This is a genomic window from Fibrobacter sp. (genome assembly GCF_045112255.1).
Taxonomy (GTDB): Bacteria; Fibrobacterota; Fibrobacteria; order Fibrobacterales; family Fibrobacteraceae; genus Fibrobacter.
Genome location: NZ_JBGUHR010000114.1, coordinates 1 through 16,968 on the forward strand (window position 1 = coordinate 1; position 16,968 = coordinate 16,968).

16 protein-coding genes and 1 tRNA gene are annotated in these 16,968 nt (G+C 48.7%); 5 read left to right on the forward strand and 12 right to left on the reverse strand.

The genetic code is table 11. The features are described from left to right. Positions 1-6: 6 nt before the first annotated feature. From ACJMM9_RS14115 to ACJMM9_RS14130, 4 genes are all read right to left on the reverse strand, one after another. Positions 7-79 (reverse strand) — tRNA-Gly (locus tag ACJMM9_RS14115). A gap of 126 nt (positions 80-205) precedes the next feature. Continuing rightward, positions 206-1,747, reverse strand: a complete 1,542-nt coding sequence (putP, locus tag ACJMM9_RS14120) for a sodium/proline symporter PutP (RefSeq protein ID WP_405328263.1) — start codon at positions 1,745-1,747, stop codon at positions 206-208. Positions 1,748-1,861: 114 nt separating this feature from the next. Continuing rightward, positions 1,862-2,584 carry an NAD(P)H-binding protein gene (locus ACJMM9_RS14125; RefSeq protein WP_405328266.1) on the reverse strand — a complete coding sequence of 241 codons (723 nt, stop codon included), beginning with the start codon at positions 2,582-2,584 and terminating at the stop codon, positions 1,862-1,864. Then, positions 2,584-3,669, reverse strand: coding sequence for a histidine phosphatase family protein (locus ACJMM9_RS14130; RefSeq protein ID WP_405328269.1), 1,086 nt, complete (start codon positions 3,667-3,669; stop codon positions 2,584-2,586). The genes ACJMM9_RS14125 and ACJMM9_RS14130 overlap by 1 nt, the downstream gene beginning before the upstream one ends. Positions 3,670-3,902: 233 nt before the next feature. Between ACJMM9_RS14130 and ACJMM9_RS14135 the strand changes: the two genes are divergently transcribed. Together ACJMM9_RS14135 and ACJMM9_RS14140 are read left to right on the forward strand one after the other, a co-directional pair. Then, on the forward strand, positions 3,903-4,526 hold the full coding sequence (locus tag ACJMM9_RS14135) for a GNAT family N-acetyltransferase (RefSeq protein ID WP_405328272.1): 624 nt from the start codon (positions 3,903-3,905) through the stop codon (positions 4,524-4,526). Between the two features lie 245 nt (positions 4,527-4,771). Continuing rightward, complete coding sequence (locus ACJMM9_RS14140; RefSeq protein WP_405328275.1) at positions 4,772-7,243, forward strand: glycogen/starch/alpha-glucan phosphorylase; 2,472 nt, start codon at positions 4,772-4,774, stop codon at positions 7,241-7,243. A 105-nt stretch (positions 7,244-7,348) separates the two neighbouring features. Here ACJMM9_RS14140 and ACJMM9_RS14145 read toward each other — a convergent pair whose 3' ends face one another. Both ACJMM9_RS14145 and ACJMM9_RS14150 read right to left on the reverse strand, forming a co-directional pair. Next, complete coding sequence (locus ACJMM9_RS14145) at positions 7,349-8,296, reverse strand: Gfo/Idh/MocA family protein (RefSeq protein WP_405328278.1); 948 nt, start codon at positions 8,294-8,296, stop codon at positions 7,349-7,351. A gap of 22 nt (positions 8,297-8,318) precedes the next feature. Continuing rightward, positions 8,319-9,188 carry a diguanylate cyclase gene (locus ACJMM9_RS14150; protein ID WP_405328281.1) on the reverse strand — a complete coding sequence of 290 codons (870 nt, stop codon included), beginning with the start codon at positions 9,186-9,188 and terminating at the stop codon, positions 8,319-8,321. A 143-nt stretch (positions 9,189-9,331) separates the two neighbouring features. On the opposite strand from ACJMM9_RS14150, the gene ybaK reads away from it, so the two are divergent. Further along, positions 9,332-9,835, forward strand: a complete 504-nt coding sequence (gene ybaK, locus ACJMM9_RS14155) for a Cys-tRNA(Pro) deacylase (RefSeq protein ID WP_088640483.1) — start codon at positions 9,332-9,334, stop codon at positions 9,833-9,835. A gap of 86 nt (positions 9,836-9,921) precedes the next feature. Continuing rightward, positions 9,922-10,980: a glycoside hydrolase family 16 protein gene (locus ACJMM9_RS14160; protein WP_405328284.1), complete on the forward strand. Its 1,059-nt coding sequence runs from the start codon at positions 9,922-9,924 to the stop codon at positions 10,978-10,980. An 18-nt stretch (positions 10,981-10,998) separates the two neighbouring features. Here ACJMM9_RS14160 and ACJMM9_RS14165 read toward each other — a convergent pair whose 3' ends face one another. After that, positions 10,999-11,574: a 4'-phosphopantetheinyl transferase family protein gene (locus ACJMM9_RS14165; protein ID WP_405328287.1), complete on the reverse strand. Its 576-nt coding sequence runs from the start codon at positions 11,572-11,574 to the stop codon at positions 10,999-11,001. A gap of 186 nt (positions 11,575-11,760) precedes the next feature. On the opposite strand from ACJMM9_RS14165, the gene rd reads away from it, so the two are divergent. Beyond that, positions 11,761-11,922, forward strand: coding sequence for a rubredoxin (gene rd, locus ACJMM9_RS14170; protein WP_405328290.1), 162 nt, complete (start codon positions 11,761-11,763; stop codon positions 11,920-11,922). A 41-nt stretch (positions 11,923-11,963) separates the two neighbouring features. Here the strand turns inward: rd and ACJMM9_RS14175 are convergent, their stop codons facing one another. The 5 genes from ACJMM9_RS14175 to ACJMM9_RS14195 all read right to left on the reverse strand — a co-directional run bounded on the left by ACJMM9_RS14175 (position 11,964) and on the right by ACJMM9_RS14195 (position 16,955). After that, complete coding sequence (locus tag ACJMM9_RS14175) at positions 11,964-13,112, reverse strand: GGDEF domain-containing protein (protein WP_405328293.1); 1,149 nt, start codon at positions 13,110-13,112, stop codon at positions 11,964-11,966. Between the two features lie 166 nt (positions 13,113-13,278). Continuing rightward, positions 13,279-15,216, reverse strand: coding sequence for a threonine--tRNA ligase (gene thrS, locus ACJMM9_RS14180; protein ID WP_073423449.1), 1,938 nt, complete (start codon positions 15,214-15,216; stop codon positions 13,279-13,281). Positions 15,217-15,653: 437 nt separating this feature from the next. Next, positions 15,654-16,238: a homing endonuclease associated repeat-containing protein gene (locus ACJMM9_RS14185; RefSeq protein ID WP_405328295.1), complete on the reverse strand. Its 585-nt coding sequence runs from the start codon at positions 16,236-16,238 to the stop codon at positions 15,654-15,656. A 68-nt stretch (positions 16,239-16,306) separates the two neighbouring features. Continuing rightward, entirely contained in the window at positions 16,307-16,663 is a 357-nt protein-coding gene (locus ACJMM9_RS14190) for an addiction module antidote protein (protein WP_405328298.1), read from the reverse strand. Beyond that, a complete protein-coding gene (locus tag ACJMM9_RS14195) occupies positions 16,650-16,955 on the reverse strand; it encodes a type II toxin-antitoxin system RelE/ParE family toxin (protein ID WP_405328300.1) in 306 nt (101 codons plus the stop codon). Before ACJMM9_RS14195 ends, ACJMM9_RS14190 begins: the two co-directional genes overlap by 14 nt. Between the last annotated feature and the right edge of the window lie 13 nt (positions 16,956-16,968).

Consider the following 16,968-nt stretch of genomic DNA (forward strand, 5'->3'; position numbering starts at 1 on the left):
TTTTAGAGCGGGAAAAGGGACTCGGACCCTCGACCCCGACCTTGGCAAGGTCGTGCTCTACCAACTGAGCTATTCCCGCGAGGGTGACCCAATTATAGAAATAAAAATTCCAATTGTAAAGGGTATAAGGTGAAAAAAAATGTTTTTTTTGAGATACGAAAAAGCCCCGCAAAAGCGGGGCTCAAACTCATAATCAACTCAATAATTACAATTTCATATCGCTCAGACGAGTGCTTTCAACCCTATCGAATTCCAGCTGGATTTCTGCAGAAGGTTCCTTGGTCAAGAGGCTCACGACGACGATCGTCACGAAGGAAAGGATAAAGCCCGGCACAAGTTCGTAAATCTGGAAGATTTCGGCGGAGAAGCCAGAGAGGTAGAATTTCCAGATAAACGTCGTAAGGCCGCCCACGAGCATACCGCTGACGGCGCCAGCGAGAGTCGTGCGCTTCCAGAAGAGAGCGAGCAACATGATCGGACCAAACGTTGCACCGAAACCGCCCCAGGCAAAGCTCACGAGGCTCATCACCACGTCAAGGAAGCTCTTGCCATGCTTCACGCCGTCGGCACTCGGAGCGCCCTGCATAGCGACAAGCACTGCGATAAGCGTAATCACCACGACCACGCCACGGCTCACCCACATCACTTCCTTGTTGCTTGCGTTCTTGCGGAAGAGGTGCTTGTAAAGGTCGTTACTGAAAGCGGATGCAGACACGAGGAGCTGGGAGTCGGAGGTACTCATAATGGCAGCGAGAATGGCGGCCATGAGGATGGCGGCAATTGCCGGATGGCAAAGAGCCTGGCAGAGAATCATGAAAATGCGTTCTGGGTCATCAACGGTGATGCCGTGAGCCGTCACGTAATAGCGTCCAAGGAGAGCAATCATCACGACTGCGGCAAGGCAGATAATCACCCAAGTCATGGCGATACGGCGAGAATCCTTGATTTCTTCGGCGTTCTTGATGGACATGAAGCGCACGAGGATGTGCGGCATGCCAAAGTAGCCAAGACCCCACGAGAGGCTAGAAATGAGCGCAATAAGGCCAATGGACTTACCCGTCGTTGCGTTCGTGAAAAGGCTCATCAAGTACGGATTCTGGGCGTTCACAGCATCCATCGTCGAAGCAAAACCGCCCGAGCCGCTCATGATCATCACAGGAATCACGAGGACTGCGATAAGCATCATCGAAGCCTGGATAAAGTCCGTCCAGCACACCGCAAAGAAGCCGCCCATGAACGTGTAGCTCACCACCACGACAGCACCGAGGATAAGGCCCGTCGTGTAGCTCATGCCGAAAATCGTGCTGAAAAGCTTTGCGCAAGCGACAAAGCCAGAGACCGTGTAGAACAGGAAGAACGCGAGAATGAAAATCGAGGCTATCACGCGGATGATGCCCTTATTGTCGCGGAAACGGTTCGAGAAAAAGTCCGGGAGTGTAATCGAGTCGCCGCAGAAATGGCTGTACTTGCGGAGCCTGCGACCGACGATTTTCCAGTTGAAGTACGTACCGATTACAAGGCCGATACCGATCCAAGCTTCGGAAAAACCGCTCACGAACACGGCGCCCGGGAGGCCCATCAGCATCCAGCCGCTCATGTCAGACGCCTGGGCGGACATGGCGACCACCCACTTGTTCATGCCGCGGTTACCGAGGTAATAGGCGTTCAGGCTGTTCGCCTTGCGAGAGAAATACGCTCCGATGCCAAGCATCATCAGCAGATAAAGGATAAAGACGACAATCGTCATAAGACCTCCGAAATGTTTTTCTAAAAGTTAAAAATTTTCTTCTATAAATAGAAGATGTCCGTAAAAACAAGGCTTGACTGGATTCCTCCGCCTCTTGGTCGTCGGAATGACGAACTATAATTCGCGAAGTTGGCGGTTATAGACAATGCGCTTGCCTTTTACACCATCGGTTGCGCAAACATGGTCTACGGGAGGCTTGAGCAAGTTCGCCACAAGATGCGCGGCAACGGTTTCTGCATGCACCGGGCGGAAATGCGCCGGAACCCATTCCGGGTGCGCCCCGAAAAGCTTTTGCATCAGCTCTTCGCCAAAGCGCTTGTCCTTGTGCTTCCCGAGGAGGAGCGATGGACGCACGAACGTAAGGCTATCGAAACCCATCATCGTAAGACCTTCTTCGAGTTGTCCCTTCAGGCGGTTATAGAAGAACGGCGAATGCGGATTTGCCCCCATCGCGCTAACGCACAGAAAATGTTTGACGCCCTGACGCTTTGCAAGTGCCGCAAGCGTGAGCGGCAAACGCAAATCGACTTTTTCCTGGGCGGGCTTACTCCCCGCCTGCTTGAGCGTCGTCCCCAGGCAGCAAATCACAGCGTCGCAACCGGTCAAGTTATTGCAAACGCTAGACGCCCATTGCTCTTCGGGCCTTGCACTCAAAAGAGCATCAAAATCCACCGCCTCAAAATTGAACTTCGATACGCCATTAAAAATGCCCAGCGCATTCAAGTCTGGGACCGAACGCACCGGGCAATAAGCAGATTCCACGTCATCTAAACGGGAAAGCAACTGAGCGACGCTCTTCCCGACAAGTCCTGTTGAACCAAGAAGAGCGACTTTCATTAGACACCTTCGTTGACTTCGTCTCTCGGACGCATCCAGCCCACTTCATCACCGCGAACCGGGAGCGCCGTCACAACTCCAGCCTCGTCAACGATTACGGCAATACCCGAAAGGTAATTGACCCAATGATTGGTCTCTTCGTAAATTTTCAAGTCAATCGTTCTCTTGGAAACGAGAATGATAAGCGGAGCCACCAGCATGTCATGGCTAATAAGGACGCTAACACGCTTCCAGTTCGGCATGTTCGCCACAACGACTTCGTTCACAAACTGGTTTCCGCGCTGGAAGAAGTCGTGGAAATAAGCAGGAATGGTCGCAGCAACAATTTCGTTCGTGTACGGAACACCATAAGCATACTGGGCGATATATCTCGGGTTTCCACCACGCTTAGAAACAAGCGCATCCAGTGTATCCGAAGGAACTGTCAGGAAGTAGCTGCCATAAATGCCTTCGTCCCAAGTAACCACTTCCACATCCGTTTCGCCACGGCCAGTAGCAATATTCTCGGCCGTTGCACGAGTGCGCACAAAGTCCGTCGAAGCATAATAGAAAGCTTCGTCGCCAGCAAGCTTCGTTCCGAGAGTCTGGGCCATCTGGATACCGATCGGAGTCAACGGGGAATTCTTACCCGTATTGTTCTTGGAACGCTTGGAATGGCGAAGCACAAACGCAATCTTACTCGTCTTAGGCACAGCCTTGTAGATATCACCAGCATCGTAGAAGCCATCAGCATCCGGAGCCAACGCAAGTGTGCCCGGAGTCGTTTCAAAAGTATAGAATTCCGTGCCTGGCGGAATGGCGCCATCACTTGAAGAAGTCACCGTAGAAGAATTGGCATCCGACGAACTTGCCGGAGCGCCAGAATCTGCAACCGAGGAACTGGAAACGGGGTTCAAAATATTTTCGCTCGAAGAAGACTGGGTATCGCCAGGCTGACTTTGCGGCTGATCGGCACTAGACGATGAAACAGCCCCCATATTCGGAGCAAGGGGGATCGTGCTAGACGTATCGTCACCGCAACCGGCAAACATGCAAAGCCCGACAAAAAGGGCACTCACAACATACTTAGCGGAAATATTTTTCATTTTCAAAAATCCTTATATACTAACATTGAAATTTAGATTATTCCCCAAAATTTCCTCGTAAAAATTTCCTAAACACGGCAAAACTATGTATATTTAGATCATCACTTTTATCAGAGGCTGGATGTTATCTAGTAAATATTGGTTCATTGTTTAGTGCCTTGGAAGACGAATGTTTTCAAGGCGGTCTTCCAAGGTGATTGTGCCGATTCACACAAAAATTTTGGAGATAAACAATGAAAAAATACAATATCCGCACGGAACAACCGCGCGACTTTAAAATCGTCGAAAATCTCACCCGAGAAGCATTCTGGAACGTTTACCGTCCCGGTTGCGTGGAGCATTTTGTCCTCCACCATTACAGGAACGACCCAGGCTTTATCCCGGAACTCTCGCTCGTCATGGAAGTTGACGGACAAATTATCGGACACGTAATGTACGCGTGGTCGAAAATCGATGTCGACGACGGACGCAAAATCCGCATGATGACCTTCGGGCCCATCAGCATCCACCCCGACTACAAGCGACAAGGATACGGTAAGGCGCTCCTCGACTATTCCATGGAACTCGCCCGCAAGATGGGCGCAGGTTGCCTGCTCATCGTTGGAAACATCGGATTCTACGGCAAGAGCGGTTTCGTCCCCGCTTACACCAAAGGTATCCGCTACGCCGACGACCCGAACAGCGACGCGCCATACTTCTTGTGCAAGGAACTCGACGAAGGGTTCTTGAACGGAGTGACCGGTTCGTACAAAGACCCCGAGGGCTACTTCGTGACCGAACAAATGCCCGAAGAATTCGAGAAGTACGAAGCAAATTTTCCGCATAAAGAAAAGCTAGTACTCCCCGGACAATTGTAATCAAGCGCTTTCCCCGCAATAACGAGATGCGCGGCGACGCAATCGGAACGTTCCGCAACACCCCGGGAATGCACGGAAAATAGCAACGGCAGCTCGCGCAAGAGGCGGGCTGTTTTTCTTGTTAAAAAATTACACTTCCTGAAAAGGCTTACAACAGTGGTTTACAGAATTAACGTATTGCAAATCTCGTAAAAATTTCTAAACTTTCCTTGGATTGAATAATCAACACCAGGCAGGTTAGATTTATGGCTAAAACCAAGAATGCAAGTGATATTACCGTGCTCGGTACCGATGCGGAAGCTTTCCGCAAGGCATTTACCGACCACATCCACCACACGCTCGCCCGCAGCAACTACACGGTGACGGACCACGAAAAGTTCCTCGCTGTGGCTTACGCCGTGCGTGACCGTCTTGTTGACCGTTGGATCAAGACGCAGAACACCTATTACGAAAAAGACGTCAAGCGCGTCTATTACCTCTCTCTCGAATTTTTGATTGGCCGTACGCTCGGCAACTCCGTGTTGAACCTCGACGTCGAAAGCGCCGTGACGGAAGCTCTTGACGAAATCGGCATGACGCTCGAAGAACTCCGCGAACAGGAAGTGGACGCAGGTCTCGGCAACGGCGGTCTCGGCCGCTTGGCAGCTTGCTTCCTCGACTCCATGGCTACGCTCGAACTCCCGGCAACCGGTATGGGCATCCGTTACGAATACGGTATGTTCAGCCAGAAGATCGTGAACGGCGAACAGGAAGAACAGCCGGATAACTGGCTGCGCCTCCCGAACCCATGGGAAATCGCCCGCCCGGCTAACGCTATCAAGGTGCCGTTCTACGGCTACGTGGTCAGCTGGATGGACGAAAACGGCCGTCTCCGCAACCGTTGGGAAACGAAGGACTACGTGATGGCCCTCCCGTACGATACGCCGATCCCGGGTTACAAGAACAACACTGTGAACAACCTCCGCCTCTGGAGTGCCAAGTCCGCCGACGACTTCGGCCTTAGCTACTTCAACAACGGTGACTACATCGCCGCTGTGCAGGACATGGAACTTTCCGAAACGATTTCCAAGGTCTTGTACCCGAACGACGCTTCCATGAACGGTAAGGAACTGCGCCTCAAGCAGCAGTACTTCCTCTGCTCTGCTTCTTTGCAGGACATCATCAAGCGCTTCAAGAAGCTCCACAACAACGACTGGAAGCTCTTCCCGGAAAAGGTCGCCATCCAGTTGAACGATACGCACCCGGCAATCTCCATCGCCGAAATGATGCGCATCCTCCTCGACATCGAAAACCTCGAATGGGACGAAGCTTGGGACATCGTAACGCACACGTTCGCTTATACGAACCACACGCTCATGCCGGAAGCTCTTGAAAAGTGGCCGGTAAGCTTGTTCGAAAAGCTCTTGCCGCGTCACCTCCAGATCATTTACGAAATCAACGCTCGCTTCCTCCGCATGGTTTCCATGAAGTGGCCTGGCGACAACGCTCGTCTCGCCCGCATGAGCCTTATCGAAGAAGGCGGCTGCAAGATGGTCCGCATGGCATACCTCTCCATCGTGGGTTCGTTTGCTGTGAACGGCGTGGCAGCTCTCCACTCCGACCTCCTCAAGACGACGCTCTTCAAGGACTTCTACGAACTGTGGCCTGAAAAGTTCAACAACAAGACGAACGGCGTGACGCCGCGTCGCTGGGTCCGCAAGGCTAACCCGGCTATGTCCGAACTCATCACTTCTAAGATTGGCGAATCCTGGGTCAAGGATTTGGACGATTTGAAGAAGCTCGAAAAGTTCGCCAAGGACGCCCAATTCCAGAAGGACTTCATGGCGGTCAAGAAGCAGAACAAGGAACGCCTCGCCAAGTACCTCAAGGCAACGCAGAATGTCGATGTTGACACGAACACGTTCTTCGACGTGCAGGTCAAGCGTATTCACGAATACAAGCGCCAGCTCTTGAACATCCTCCATGCCATTCACCTTTACATCCAAGTGAAGGACGGCAAGGAAATCATGCCGCGCACCATCATGATTGGTGGTAAGTCCGCTCCGGGTTACTGGATGGCCAAGCAGATTATCCGTCTTGCCAACGCAGTGGCTTCTATCATTGACGCTGATCCGGATTGCAAGGGCAAACTCAAGATGGTGTTCCTCGAGAACTACCGCGTGTCCTTCGCCGAAAAGATCATCCCGGCTGCAGACCTTTCCGAACAGATTTCTACCGCCGGTACCGAAGCTTCGGGTACGGGTAACATGAAGTTTGCTTTGAACGGCGCACTCACGATTGGTACGCTCGACGGCGCTAACGTCGAAATGAAGGAAGAAGTCGGTGACGACAACATCTTCATCTTCGGTCTCACCGTTGAAGAAGTGACGGACCTCCTCGCTAAGGGTTACCGTCCTCGCGACTTCTACGAAAAGGACGACGATCTCCGCCGCGTGATTGACCTCATCGCTTCTGGCTTCTTCAGCCCGGATCATCCGGAAACCTTCAAGCACATTGCAGAAAAGCTCTTGTCGCATGACCCGTACATGCTCTGCGCAGACTTCCGCAGCTATGTGGATATGCAGAAGAAGGTTGCCGATGCTTACCAGGACAAGAAGCACTGGGCAGAAATGGCAATCCTCAACGTCGCTCGTATGGGCAAGTTCAGTTCTGACCGTACGATCAAGCAGTACGCCGAAGAAATCTGGAACGCCAAGCCGTGCAGCATTAAGCTGTAAGACTAGACGAAAGATCGGCCTGCGGTCCTACAGACGAAAGACGAAAGTAGACGCAGGTTAGAAAGTTATTATAAGAGAGTCCGCGATGAATGTCGCGGACTTTTTTTATTGAATAGTTGCGAGCTTGACGGCGTTCGCGGCGCTTTGCGCGGCTCGCCTACCCCATTCAGAACAGGCGCCCGCCATCAGCTTCAGAAAGAACTTGTGCTCGTTTTCAAGCGAATCCGAAATGTGAACGACCTCGCCATTCTCGTTATGCGGAGCAAGACTCACCGAGTAATCGCTCGCCGGTGAGCCTTCGGCTTTTGCAAATTCCACAGAGATTGTCCGCACATCGATATCGCTATTGCGGTCTACAATAAAGTTGAGTTCAGCGCCTGCATGCGCGCCCTTTACAATGCTTATTTGCATTTGCGCACGGTCATCGTTTTTTGAAATCGTGAACTGCTCCACTTTCAAGTCATCATAGCAAAACATCGAAAGGCAAAGGCTCAAGTCATGCACAAGCAAATCCAACGCCACGTTCACATCGCGGCATCGCGCCGAATACTTGTGTTCGCGACGGAATTCCAGACGGAACGAAGAATTCGCACATTCCCTCATACGAGCCGCATCTCGAAAACTGCGCGCGGCATTTTCAACAGCGCCAAGTTCCGCCATAAAATGTTTGCGGAAATTCAAGAATACCGAATTAAAGCATTCCGACTGCGCTACAAATAAAATCACATTATTTCGGATTGCCAAATCCACCAGTTCTTGCGCTTGATCACCAGACGTGGCTAGCGGTTTTTCTACAAATACGGAGACCCCATGTTCCAAACAAAGTTTCGCATACTGGTAATGCGTTGTAGCCGGAGACGCAATCACGGCAAAATCAATCTTTTTATTTGAAACAAATTCATCAGCAAGCGATGTGCGCAGATTCCCAGCGCTATCTAAATCTTCCAAGTCAAAAATCTTTAAAAACTGTACGCCGGAATATTCAAAGAACTTGCGATGGCGTTCACCCATCGTGCCGTTACCAAATAAAACAGCCTTGTATTTTCTATTCATGAATTATATTAAACCGAAAAATTTATTCATTCGACTCTGAGTACTTTATACTCTTTTCCATATACATTCGTTTGTCCGCAGTTTCCATAGCCTGCATAAAGCTGAGTGATGGCGACGGGATTTCGCAAGAACCGAACGAAACGCAAATAGGCTTACCCTTCAAAAGCAAAGCCCGTGACATTTCATTCATGTTATCAATATATTTTTTGCACTCTTCTTGCGTCGTATTCGGGAGCACAAGGAAAAACTCGTCCCCGCCCACTCGGAACATCACCGCATTTTCAGGAAGCGCCACGCGGAATAGCGACGCAGTCAAGCGAATCAGCTCATCACCGATAACGTGTCCATACGTATCGTTTGCTTGCTTTAGACCATCGCAATCCGCAGAAATCAAGCACATCGGGCACATTTCCGGCTTAATGGGATTTACAATCCATTCCTCAAAATAATTTCGGTTGTATAAACCCGTGAGCATATCAGTATGGGCATACTTTTCAAGTTTCTTTTCAAGTAGAACCTTTTCTGTGACATTGTTGATAAGGCCGACAATGCCAATGATATTACCATCATCATCGCGAACAGGATTCTTGATAAGCTCCAAATATTCAGTCACGCCATCTTGATTGATTTCGATAACATAACTCGTACCCTTGCCAGTACGAATAATTTCACGATCCTGTTCCATCGCGAGTTTTGCATTCTCTTTATCCTTGCGAATTTCCAGATCTGTCTTGCCAGCAATGTCCCATGAAGGATCGTCTGCACCTTGCAAATGCCGCCAATAATGTGTTGAAAAAACGTAACGGCATTCAGTATCCTTGAAAAAAATATTCGACGGAATTTCCTTCAAGATCTTCTTGAAGAGGTCATAATCAATCTTCATCAATTCCATAGAATACTCCTTCTCCACCGAAACACCATACAACCATACTTTTTAATTTAGCATTCACTTTGGTCTATTGCAACTGGTCCCGCTAAAGATTTATATTTGAAAATGGAATATTCAAGAGTTCAAGACCCGCTATAGAGGTTTATATGGAAATAAAGAAGACAAACGCTGCACGTATTTTGGACAGACAAAAAATTTCATACGAACTCATCCCGTACAAGGTTGATGAAAACGATCTTGGAGCACAGCACGTGGCCGACAGCCTCGGCGAAGACATCAACCAGGTTTTCAAGACAATTCTCGTACACGGAGATAAAATCGGATACCTGATTTGCGTAGTGCCAGGTAATCTCGAAGTTGACCTGAAGGGAGCCGCCAAGGTGAGCGGCAACAAGAAAATCGATACCGTTCCGCTCAAGGATTTAACCCCACTGACAGGCTATATTCGTGGCGGCTGCAGCCCGCTCGGACTCAAAAAGAACTTTCCGATTTTCATTCACGAGACAGCAATGCAGTTCCCGTACATTTACGTGAGCGCTGGCGAACGCGGTCTGCAGTTGAAAGTGGCGCCAGCGGACTTGATCAAGGCAACGCGAGCAACAGTCGGCGTAATAGCCCGTGTTCACCCGGAAGATCCGGACGCAAAGTAATTAACAACAAAGGATGGTTTGGTTTTATGGTTTGTGAGTTCAAAAATATCCGTTCGGGCATTGCCGCAATTGGGTGTGCCGTATCAATGGTTTGGTTGGCAGCATGCTCTGGGGACAAAATCTGCGAGCCACCCATTCTCGATTCGAGCAGCTCTGAAATTGCCGCGAGTTCATCCTCCTCGTCCGTCATTCTGAGTGGCGATAGCCACAAAGAATCCAGTAACTCTCAGAATTCCTCAAGCAGTTTGGCAGTTCAATCTTCTAGCAGCATAGAAGGCGGATCGTCGCCCGCCTTGACGAGTTCTTCATCATCCTCGACTCTTTCTACGATTTCGTCATCCTCGGAGCGAAGCGGAGGGGATCCATCCAGCAGCAGTTCCTCACGTCAATCCGGGCTTGATCCGGAATCTTCCAGCAGTTCACCGTACCTCTGGAACGACGAATTCGACGGCGACGATATCGACCCTACCAAATGGACTTTCGACATCGGCACAGGCGCAAGCGGCTGGGGCAACAACGAATGGGAATACTACACTGATCGCAAAGAGAACGCCTACGTCAAGGACGGCGTCTTGCATATCCGCGCCCAGAAAGAAAATTACGAAGGGCAAAAGTACACCTCCGCACGCATGCTCACCAAAGGCAAGTTTGCTTTCAAGTACGGCACCGTAGAAGCGCGCATCGCACTCCCGACCGGCAAGGGAATCTGGCCTGCATTCTGGATGCTCGGAGAAAACTTCGACACGGTCGGATGGCCCGCCTGCGGCGAAATTGACATCATCGAAGCCGTCAACAGCGAAAACAAAATCTACGGTACAAACCACTGGGCAAACGGCGCTGAATACGCCACCTACGGCAACAACACCGGCAACTACCGCGACAAAAAATATGAACTCGACATCACGCAGTTTCACACGTACAAATTCACGTGGGATGAAAAGTACATCCGCATGTTCGTCGATGATTTCATGTACCACGAAATTTTAATCGAAGACAACACGGGCGACACTGAAGAATTCCACAAGCCGTTTTTCTTCTTGCTGAACGTCGCCGTGGCAGGCAACTGGCCCGGCTTTGAAGTGGACGATTCGCAGTTCCCGAACGAAATGCTCGTGGATTACATTAGAGTAGGAAGTTGGAAGTAGACAGTAGGCAGTTAGCAGCTACTGCAAATCTACGCACTCTACTTCGTGCGGTGCATTTTTGCATTCATTCTTGATGCAATACGCGTAGCGGTAGCCGTCGTGCAAATCGATCTCCTGGAATGAATATTCCGGGCGATTGCCATCGTGAAACAGCGAAACATTTTCATTCTCGTCCACGTGCAATGCAAACATATCCGGCATAAGCGACAAGCCGCAGCCCGTCACTTTCATATAACATTCCTTGAGCGTCCACAGCCTGTAAAACGCCTCGGACTGCGCTTCGAGCGTTTCGAAATGTTTGATCCACGCAGATTCCTCGGGCTTGAAAAAACGCTCGGCAAGCTTGCCCCGGTCGCCCTTGATCATTTCAACATCACAGCCGACTTCGAATGGCGAGATCACGCACATCACGCGCTCGCCCGAATGCGACAAGTTAAAATGTACTTCCGGGAAATCCACCAAATATGGCTTGCCATTTTCGCCATATGCAATACGATCGTCAGCGCCGAGAAGCCCTGCATCGCGACATGCCTTCTGGAGCAAAAGCCCAACGCCAAGCGACTGCATTTTGCCTTTAGGGAACTTAAACGACATTGCCTTTTTTTGGCGATATTCGGGAACTTGCCCCAAAAAACGCTCAAAAACGGACGTTTCTTTCAACGCAGAAATATCGGCAATATAAACACGGATCGTTTCAATCACAAAAAAAATATAAAAAACTGACTTTCCGACATTTATTTATATAGTTTAAAAAAAGCACAATTAAGCAAGGAGAATTTTATGGCAAAATACAAGTGCGAAGCCTGTGGCTACATCTATGACCCCGCTGTAGGCGATCCGGACAACGGCATTACGCCGGGCACAGCTTTTGAAGACCTTCCAGACGATTGGACATGCCCCATTTGCGGCGTCGGCAAGGACATGTTCGTTAAGGAAGAATAAAATCCGCTAAGTTTTCGCCGGGTTCAAGCACCCGGCATTTTTTATCGGCTACGGCGGCGATCATTTGCGCTTGCTTCGTAATACGCCTTTTTGTCATCATACATGCGCTTATCGATGATTTCCAGAATTTCATCAAGGCCATTCTGTTTCAAATCAAAGATTCCCACGCCAATCGAAGCCGAAATCTTGTATTTCTTGATGCGTTTCTTGTTGAAGTCCGTCATCTTTTGCTTGATTTTATCGCGATAAGAAGCCGCAACCTGTTCATTGTCCGTATTTATAACAACAACAAATTCGTCACCAGCATAGCGAACCGCAGTGCCGTGCGATTCCAATGTTTCACGCAAAATTTCAGCCATCGTGAACAAAGCATCATCACCCTGGGAATGGCCTAAATTATCGTTGATGCTCTTAAAGCCATTCATATCTATCATCATCATTGCAATTTTGTTACTGCGCTTCAAGGTTCCCGAAATACGGTCCAAATAATAGCGATTAAACAGTCTAGTTAATTTATCGATAAAGATGTTTTCATTTTGCAACGCAAGCATAAGGCTTGTAAAGCCAACGGCAATACCAACCCACACTGTCGATATTCCATAGAAAAAGTTTTGCAAGCATACACAAATGAATATAGGCCACACAAATTGCAATACCGGGAAAAATTTGACACCACCGCTACGTGCTCGACCAATCAAGTAAATAATGACGCCATCTATCATGAAAGCAACTTCCATCAAGTTATTCACCATAAACAAAGGACCGCGAGAATACACGTTAGCCTCGCTAATCCTAAAAACAACAGGATAGAAGAAATTGGCGATCAACAAAGCAAAAACAAGACCGGAAATGGTTGTCATGAGGATGCACTGGAAGCGCGACACATTTCCATAAATATGACGGGAGACAAGCATCACCCAAAGCGGGCCGATCACTAAATTCGCAAAGAACAAAACAAAATTCGAGACATAGCTGAGCGCCCTAAACAATTCACCAGGATGATTATCCACAGCAAAGGATGCGGCATCAGCAACGCACGCGCAAACAATAAGCAACATGATTCCGAGAAGCAGCCGATCCTCTTTATTTTTCTTTTGCAGTTTCCAAGCGCCACTCCAAATAGCACCAAGAATCAAAAAGAGACCCAACATATCGGCAATATAAATTTCAACCAAATGGACTTCTTGCATAAGTTACCCAGCAAAGAGAAGATATCATTCAAGTTATAATAATTTCACAGTACTCTCAAGGAGTAAAATGCATTTTTTACGATATATATGGCATAGATGCAAAAAGTTGACAAAAAACGTAGGCTCAAAGGAAGCCTACGTCTGCGAACTACATTCGACTGTTAAATTAGCGAACTACTTTTCTGTCGTCTGCGGTCATGTCGATGAATGCCTGGACGCTCATCTGGCCCTTGTCGCCATCCTTACGCTTACGGACAGAAACGAGACCTTCAGCAGCTTCCTTCTCGCCTACGATGAGGAGGTACGGAACCTTCTGGAGTTCGCACTGGCGGATCTTGTAACCCAACTTTTCGTTGGATTCGTCGATTTCAGTACGTACGCCGGCAGCCACGAGTTCATCCTGTACCTTCTTGGCGTAGTCCACGAACTTTTCAGAAATCGGGAGTACGCGAGCCTGCACCGGAGCAAGCCACAGCGGGAAGTCGCCCATGAATTCTTCGATCAAGATGCCGAGGAAGCGTTCGATGGAACCGACAGCAGCACGGTGCAACATCACCGGAATGTGCTTCTGGTTGTCCTTACCGACATATTCGGCACCGAGGCGCTGCGGCAAGTTGAAGTCCACCTGAATCGTACCGCACTGCCAATCACGACCGAGGGAATCCTTCAGCGTGAATTCGAGCTTCGGGCCATAGAAGGCACCTTCACCCGGGTTGAGCACGTAGTCAAGACCAGCGAGCTTCGTAGCTTCGGCGAGAGCGGCTTCAGCCTTGTCCCAGATTTCGTCAGAACCCACGCGCTTTGCCGGGCGGGTAGAGAACTTCACCTTCACATCGTCGAATCCGAAGTCGTGGTAGATTTCCTTGACCAAGTGGCAGAAGTCAGCCACTTCGCTTGCAATCTGGTCTTCGGTGCAGAAGATATGAGCGTCGTCCTGCACAAAGCCACGCACACGCATAAGGCCGTGCATCGTACCGGCAGGTTCGTAACGGTGGCACTTACCAAATTCGGCAAGGCGCATCGGAAGGTCACGCCAGCTGCGGAGCTGAGAATTGAAAATCAAAATGTGGCACGGGCAGTTCATCGGCTTCACAGCCATTTCGACATCGCCAGCCATCGTCTTGAACATGTTTTCGTTGTACTTGTCAGCGTGTCCGGACTTGAGCCAAAGAACCTTGTTCACAATTTCCGGAGTGATCACTTCGAGGTAGCCACGATGGTCGATCTTGCCACGGATGTAATCCTTGAGGGCGTTCACCATCTTGGTGCCCTTCGGGTGCCAGAACACCATGCCAGGAGAATGGTCTTCGATGTGGTAGAGGTCCATTTCCTTGCCGATCTTGCGGTGGTCGCGCTTGGCGGCTTCTTCGAGCAACTTCACGTAAGTTTCGAGACCTTCCTTGTCTGCAAAGCAGGTTCCGTAAACACGAGTGAGCTGGTCGCTCTTCTGGTCGCCGTGCCAGTAAGCACCGGAAATCGAGAGCACCTTGAAAGCCTTGAGCTTGCCCGTAGAAGGCACGTGAGGACCGGCACAGAGGTCTTCCCAGTTCTTGCCCGGTTCGCCCGTTACATAGAAACTCAACTTGCCATCCGAACCTTCACGAGCGAGAGCACGTTCAGCGTTATCGTGCTTGTACTTGTCGCCTTCCGTGCGAGCGAGACCTTCTTCGGCAGAAACTTCGCAACGAGTGAACGGACGGTCTTCCTTGATGATTTCCTTCATCCGCTTTTCGATCTTCGGGAAGTCTTCTTCCTTGAGCGGAGTCGGTGTCATCAAATCGTAGTAGAAACCCTTGTCAATAGCCGGACCGTAAGCGAGCTTTGTGCCCGGAAACAAGTCGCAGATAGCTTCGGCGAGCACGTGGCTACAGCTGTGGCGGAGGAGCATCAATGCATCCGGATCGTCGTTGCTCGGTGTGATGATGCGGATGGAACCGCTTTCGGTGAGCGGACGGGTGAGGTCCAATACCTTTTCGCCGAGTTTAACGCCAAGAGCCTTGCGTGCGAGGCCTTCAGAAATGCTCTTTGCGATTTCGAGGCCGGTGGTGCCCGATGCTACGGAACGTACGGAGCCATCGGGGAAGGTCAATTCGATTTGTGACATAAATAATCCTTTTTATGGGCGGTTCTCGCCCGGTTCCCCAGAAATACGACATCTGGCGGTGCGCGGAAATTTAGCTAAAGGCGAGCGTTGCGGCAACCAAGCTTGCTTGGTTTGACATAACCGAGCCGCGCTAAATGCACACGAAGTGTGCCAAGTAGAAAAAGACTATAAGAGTGGCTAGTGGTAGTGGTTAGGGAATGTGAGCAATTTTTGCACTAAAAACGTCATTGCGAGCAAAGCGAAGCAATCCATACAAAAAGGAGGGGAAAGCCTTCCCCTGAGTCGCACGGCGTTGCTCCCCCCCCCCTTCGCCTAGGGGCTTAGCCCCTAAAACCTCATATTTAAAGTTACGATTATAATTTGCTTCAAAAGAATTTATTGAGTATTTAGTCCGCTTGATTACTTTTTCCCAAATTGCATTTGGAACATAAAGTTTGCTAATTATCTCTTTTTAGTACTTGATAACGCAAACGAAGAGAAGGATCCCTTCCAAGACATTTCATATTCACACGATCAACACTGTCATTTTTGTTAACCTCAATATTTTTATCATTTGCATACTTTACAAATTCTTTTATTGCAGTTATCCAAGAATGGAATCTTCGGTTATATGGAGATTGAGATATTTTAGATGGCGGAAATGCTAAATCTTTTCTAACAGGCTGTTTTCCCTTGAATTGCCAGATATTCAATATATTTTCAAATAATTCTTCATCTGTGTAATTAATGATATTTCCAGATTTTAATCCCGCTTTTTCCAAAGCGTTGTTCCAACTTCCAAATCGTCTTGTATTTGTAGAAACATCATATAAACCATTTATTGAATACGTTTTCTGAGTTAAGGCAATTCCTCCCACTACTTTGGAAACACGTGTTATATCGCTTAATAAGTCTTCATCCGATTTAGGTGAGTTTTTAGGATTTTCATATTCAAAATAAGCTTTGGGGCTATCAGAGCGAACGGTAGTCTTCGTTTCGTGATTTTGAGAACTTTCTAATACATTGTCATTCTTATTTTTCATCACTGTTCACTCCTTGATTTACAGATAAATAATATAGTAAAGAGATGCTTAATAGTATGTTGAATGCCTTACGCCTTATACCGCGCTCTTTTCTCCGCGACGCAAAGTCCCGTTTGTTTAGAGCGTTTCCTAAACTTCATTTTAGGGACGAGAGTCATCTGGATACCCATAGCGTTCAATACTTTGAAAATGGTTTCAAAACGCGGATGGGCTTTTTCGTCTAAAGCCTTATAAAGGCTTTCCCTACCAAGGCCTGTTTTTTCGGCAATCTGCGACATGCCCTTGCTTCTAGCGATGTGTCCAATGGCACGTAGAAACAGCGCAGGATCATCAGATTCGCTGACCATATTCAAATATTCGGCGACGATTTCTTCGCTGTCGAGGTATTCGGCAATATCTAAAACTGTAGTTTCATTTTTTTTCATTTTGCATTCCTCGCCAAATTGCTTTAGCCTTTTCTATATCACGATCCTGCGTTGATTTATCACCACCAATAAGAAGAATAACGATTGATTCTCCATTTCTCGCAAAATATAGTCTATAACCAGGTCCATAATCAATCCGCATTTCTGATACCCCATCACCGACGGATTTGTAATCCCCGAAATTACCTCCTTCGACTTGAGTCAAACGAAAGAGTATCCGAGCTTTAGCCCGAATATCCCGTAATTTACTCATCCATTTCTTAAATGTAGGAGTCTGATTTATCGTAATCATACACCCTAAATGT

Excerpts from the sequence above, each read along its gene's own strand:
- ACJMM9_RS14190 (WP_405328298.1), bottom strand. The coding sequence starts at position 16,663 with ATGAAAAAAAATGAAACTACAGTTTTAGATATTGCCGAATACCTCGAC.
- ACJMM9_RS14130 (WP_405328269.1), bottom strand. The coding sequence starts at position 3,669 with ATGAAAAATATTTCCGCTAAGTATGTTGTGAGTGCCCTTTTTGTCGGG.
- ACJMM9_RS14160 (WP_405328284.1), top strand. The coding sequence starts at position 9,922 with ATGGTTTGGTTGGCAGCATGCTCTGGGGACAAAATCTGCGAGCCACCC.
- ACJMM9_RS14185 (WP_405328295.1), bottom strand. The coding sequence starts at position 16,238 with ATGAAAAATAAGAATGACAATGTATTAGAAAGTTCTCAAAATCACGAA.
- ACJMM9_RS14175 (WP_405328293.1), bottom strand. The coding sequence starts at position 13,112 with ATGCAAGAAGTCCATTTGGTTGAAATTTATATTGCCGATATGTTGGGT.
- ACJMM9_RS14165 (WP_405328287.1), bottom strand. The coding sequence starts at position 11,574 with ATGTCGTTTAAGTTCCCTAAAGGCAAAATGCAGTCGCTTGGCGTTGGG.
- rd (WP_405328290.1), top strand. The coding sequence starts at position 11,761 with ATGGCAAAATACAAGTGCGAAGCCTGTGGCTACATCTATGACCCCGCT.
- ACJMM9_RS14145 (WP_405328278.1), bottom strand. The coding sequence starts at position 8,296 with ATGAATAGAAAATACAAGGCTGTTTTATTTGGTAACGGCACGATGGGT.
- thrS (WP_073423449.1), bottom strand. The coding sequence starts at position 15,216 with ATGTCACAAATCGAATTGACCTTCCCCGATGGCTCCGTACGTTCCGTA.
- ACJMM9_RS14140 (WP_405328275.1), top strand. The coding sequence starts at position 4,772 with ATGGCTAAAACCAAGAATGCAAGTGATATTACCGTGCTCGGTACCGAT.
- putP (WP_405328263.1), bottom strand. The coding sequence starts at position 1,747 with ATGACGATTGTCGTCTTTATCCTTTATCTGCTGATGATGCTTGGCATC.
- ACJMM9_RS14125 (WP_405328266.1), bottom strand. The coding sequence starts at position 2,584 with ATGAAAGTCGCTCTTCTTGGTTCAACAGGACTTGTCGGGAAGAGCGTC.
- ybaK (WP_088640483.1), top strand. The coding sequence starts at position 9,332 with ATGGAAATAAAGAAGACAAACGCTGCACGTATTTTGGACAGACAAAAA.
- ACJMM9_RS14195 (WP_405328300.1), bottom strand. The coding sequence starts at position 16,955 with ATGATTACGATAAATCAGACTCCTACATTTAAGAAATGGATGAGTAAA.
- ACJMM9_RS14135 (WP_405328272.1), top strand. The coding sequence starts at position 3,903 with ATGAAAAAATACAATATCCGCACGGAACAACCGCGCGACTTTAAAATC.
- ACJMM9_RS14150 (WP_405328281.1), bottom strand. The coding sequence starts at position 9,188 with ATGGAATTGATGAAGATTGATTATGACCTCTTCAAGAAGATCTTGAAG.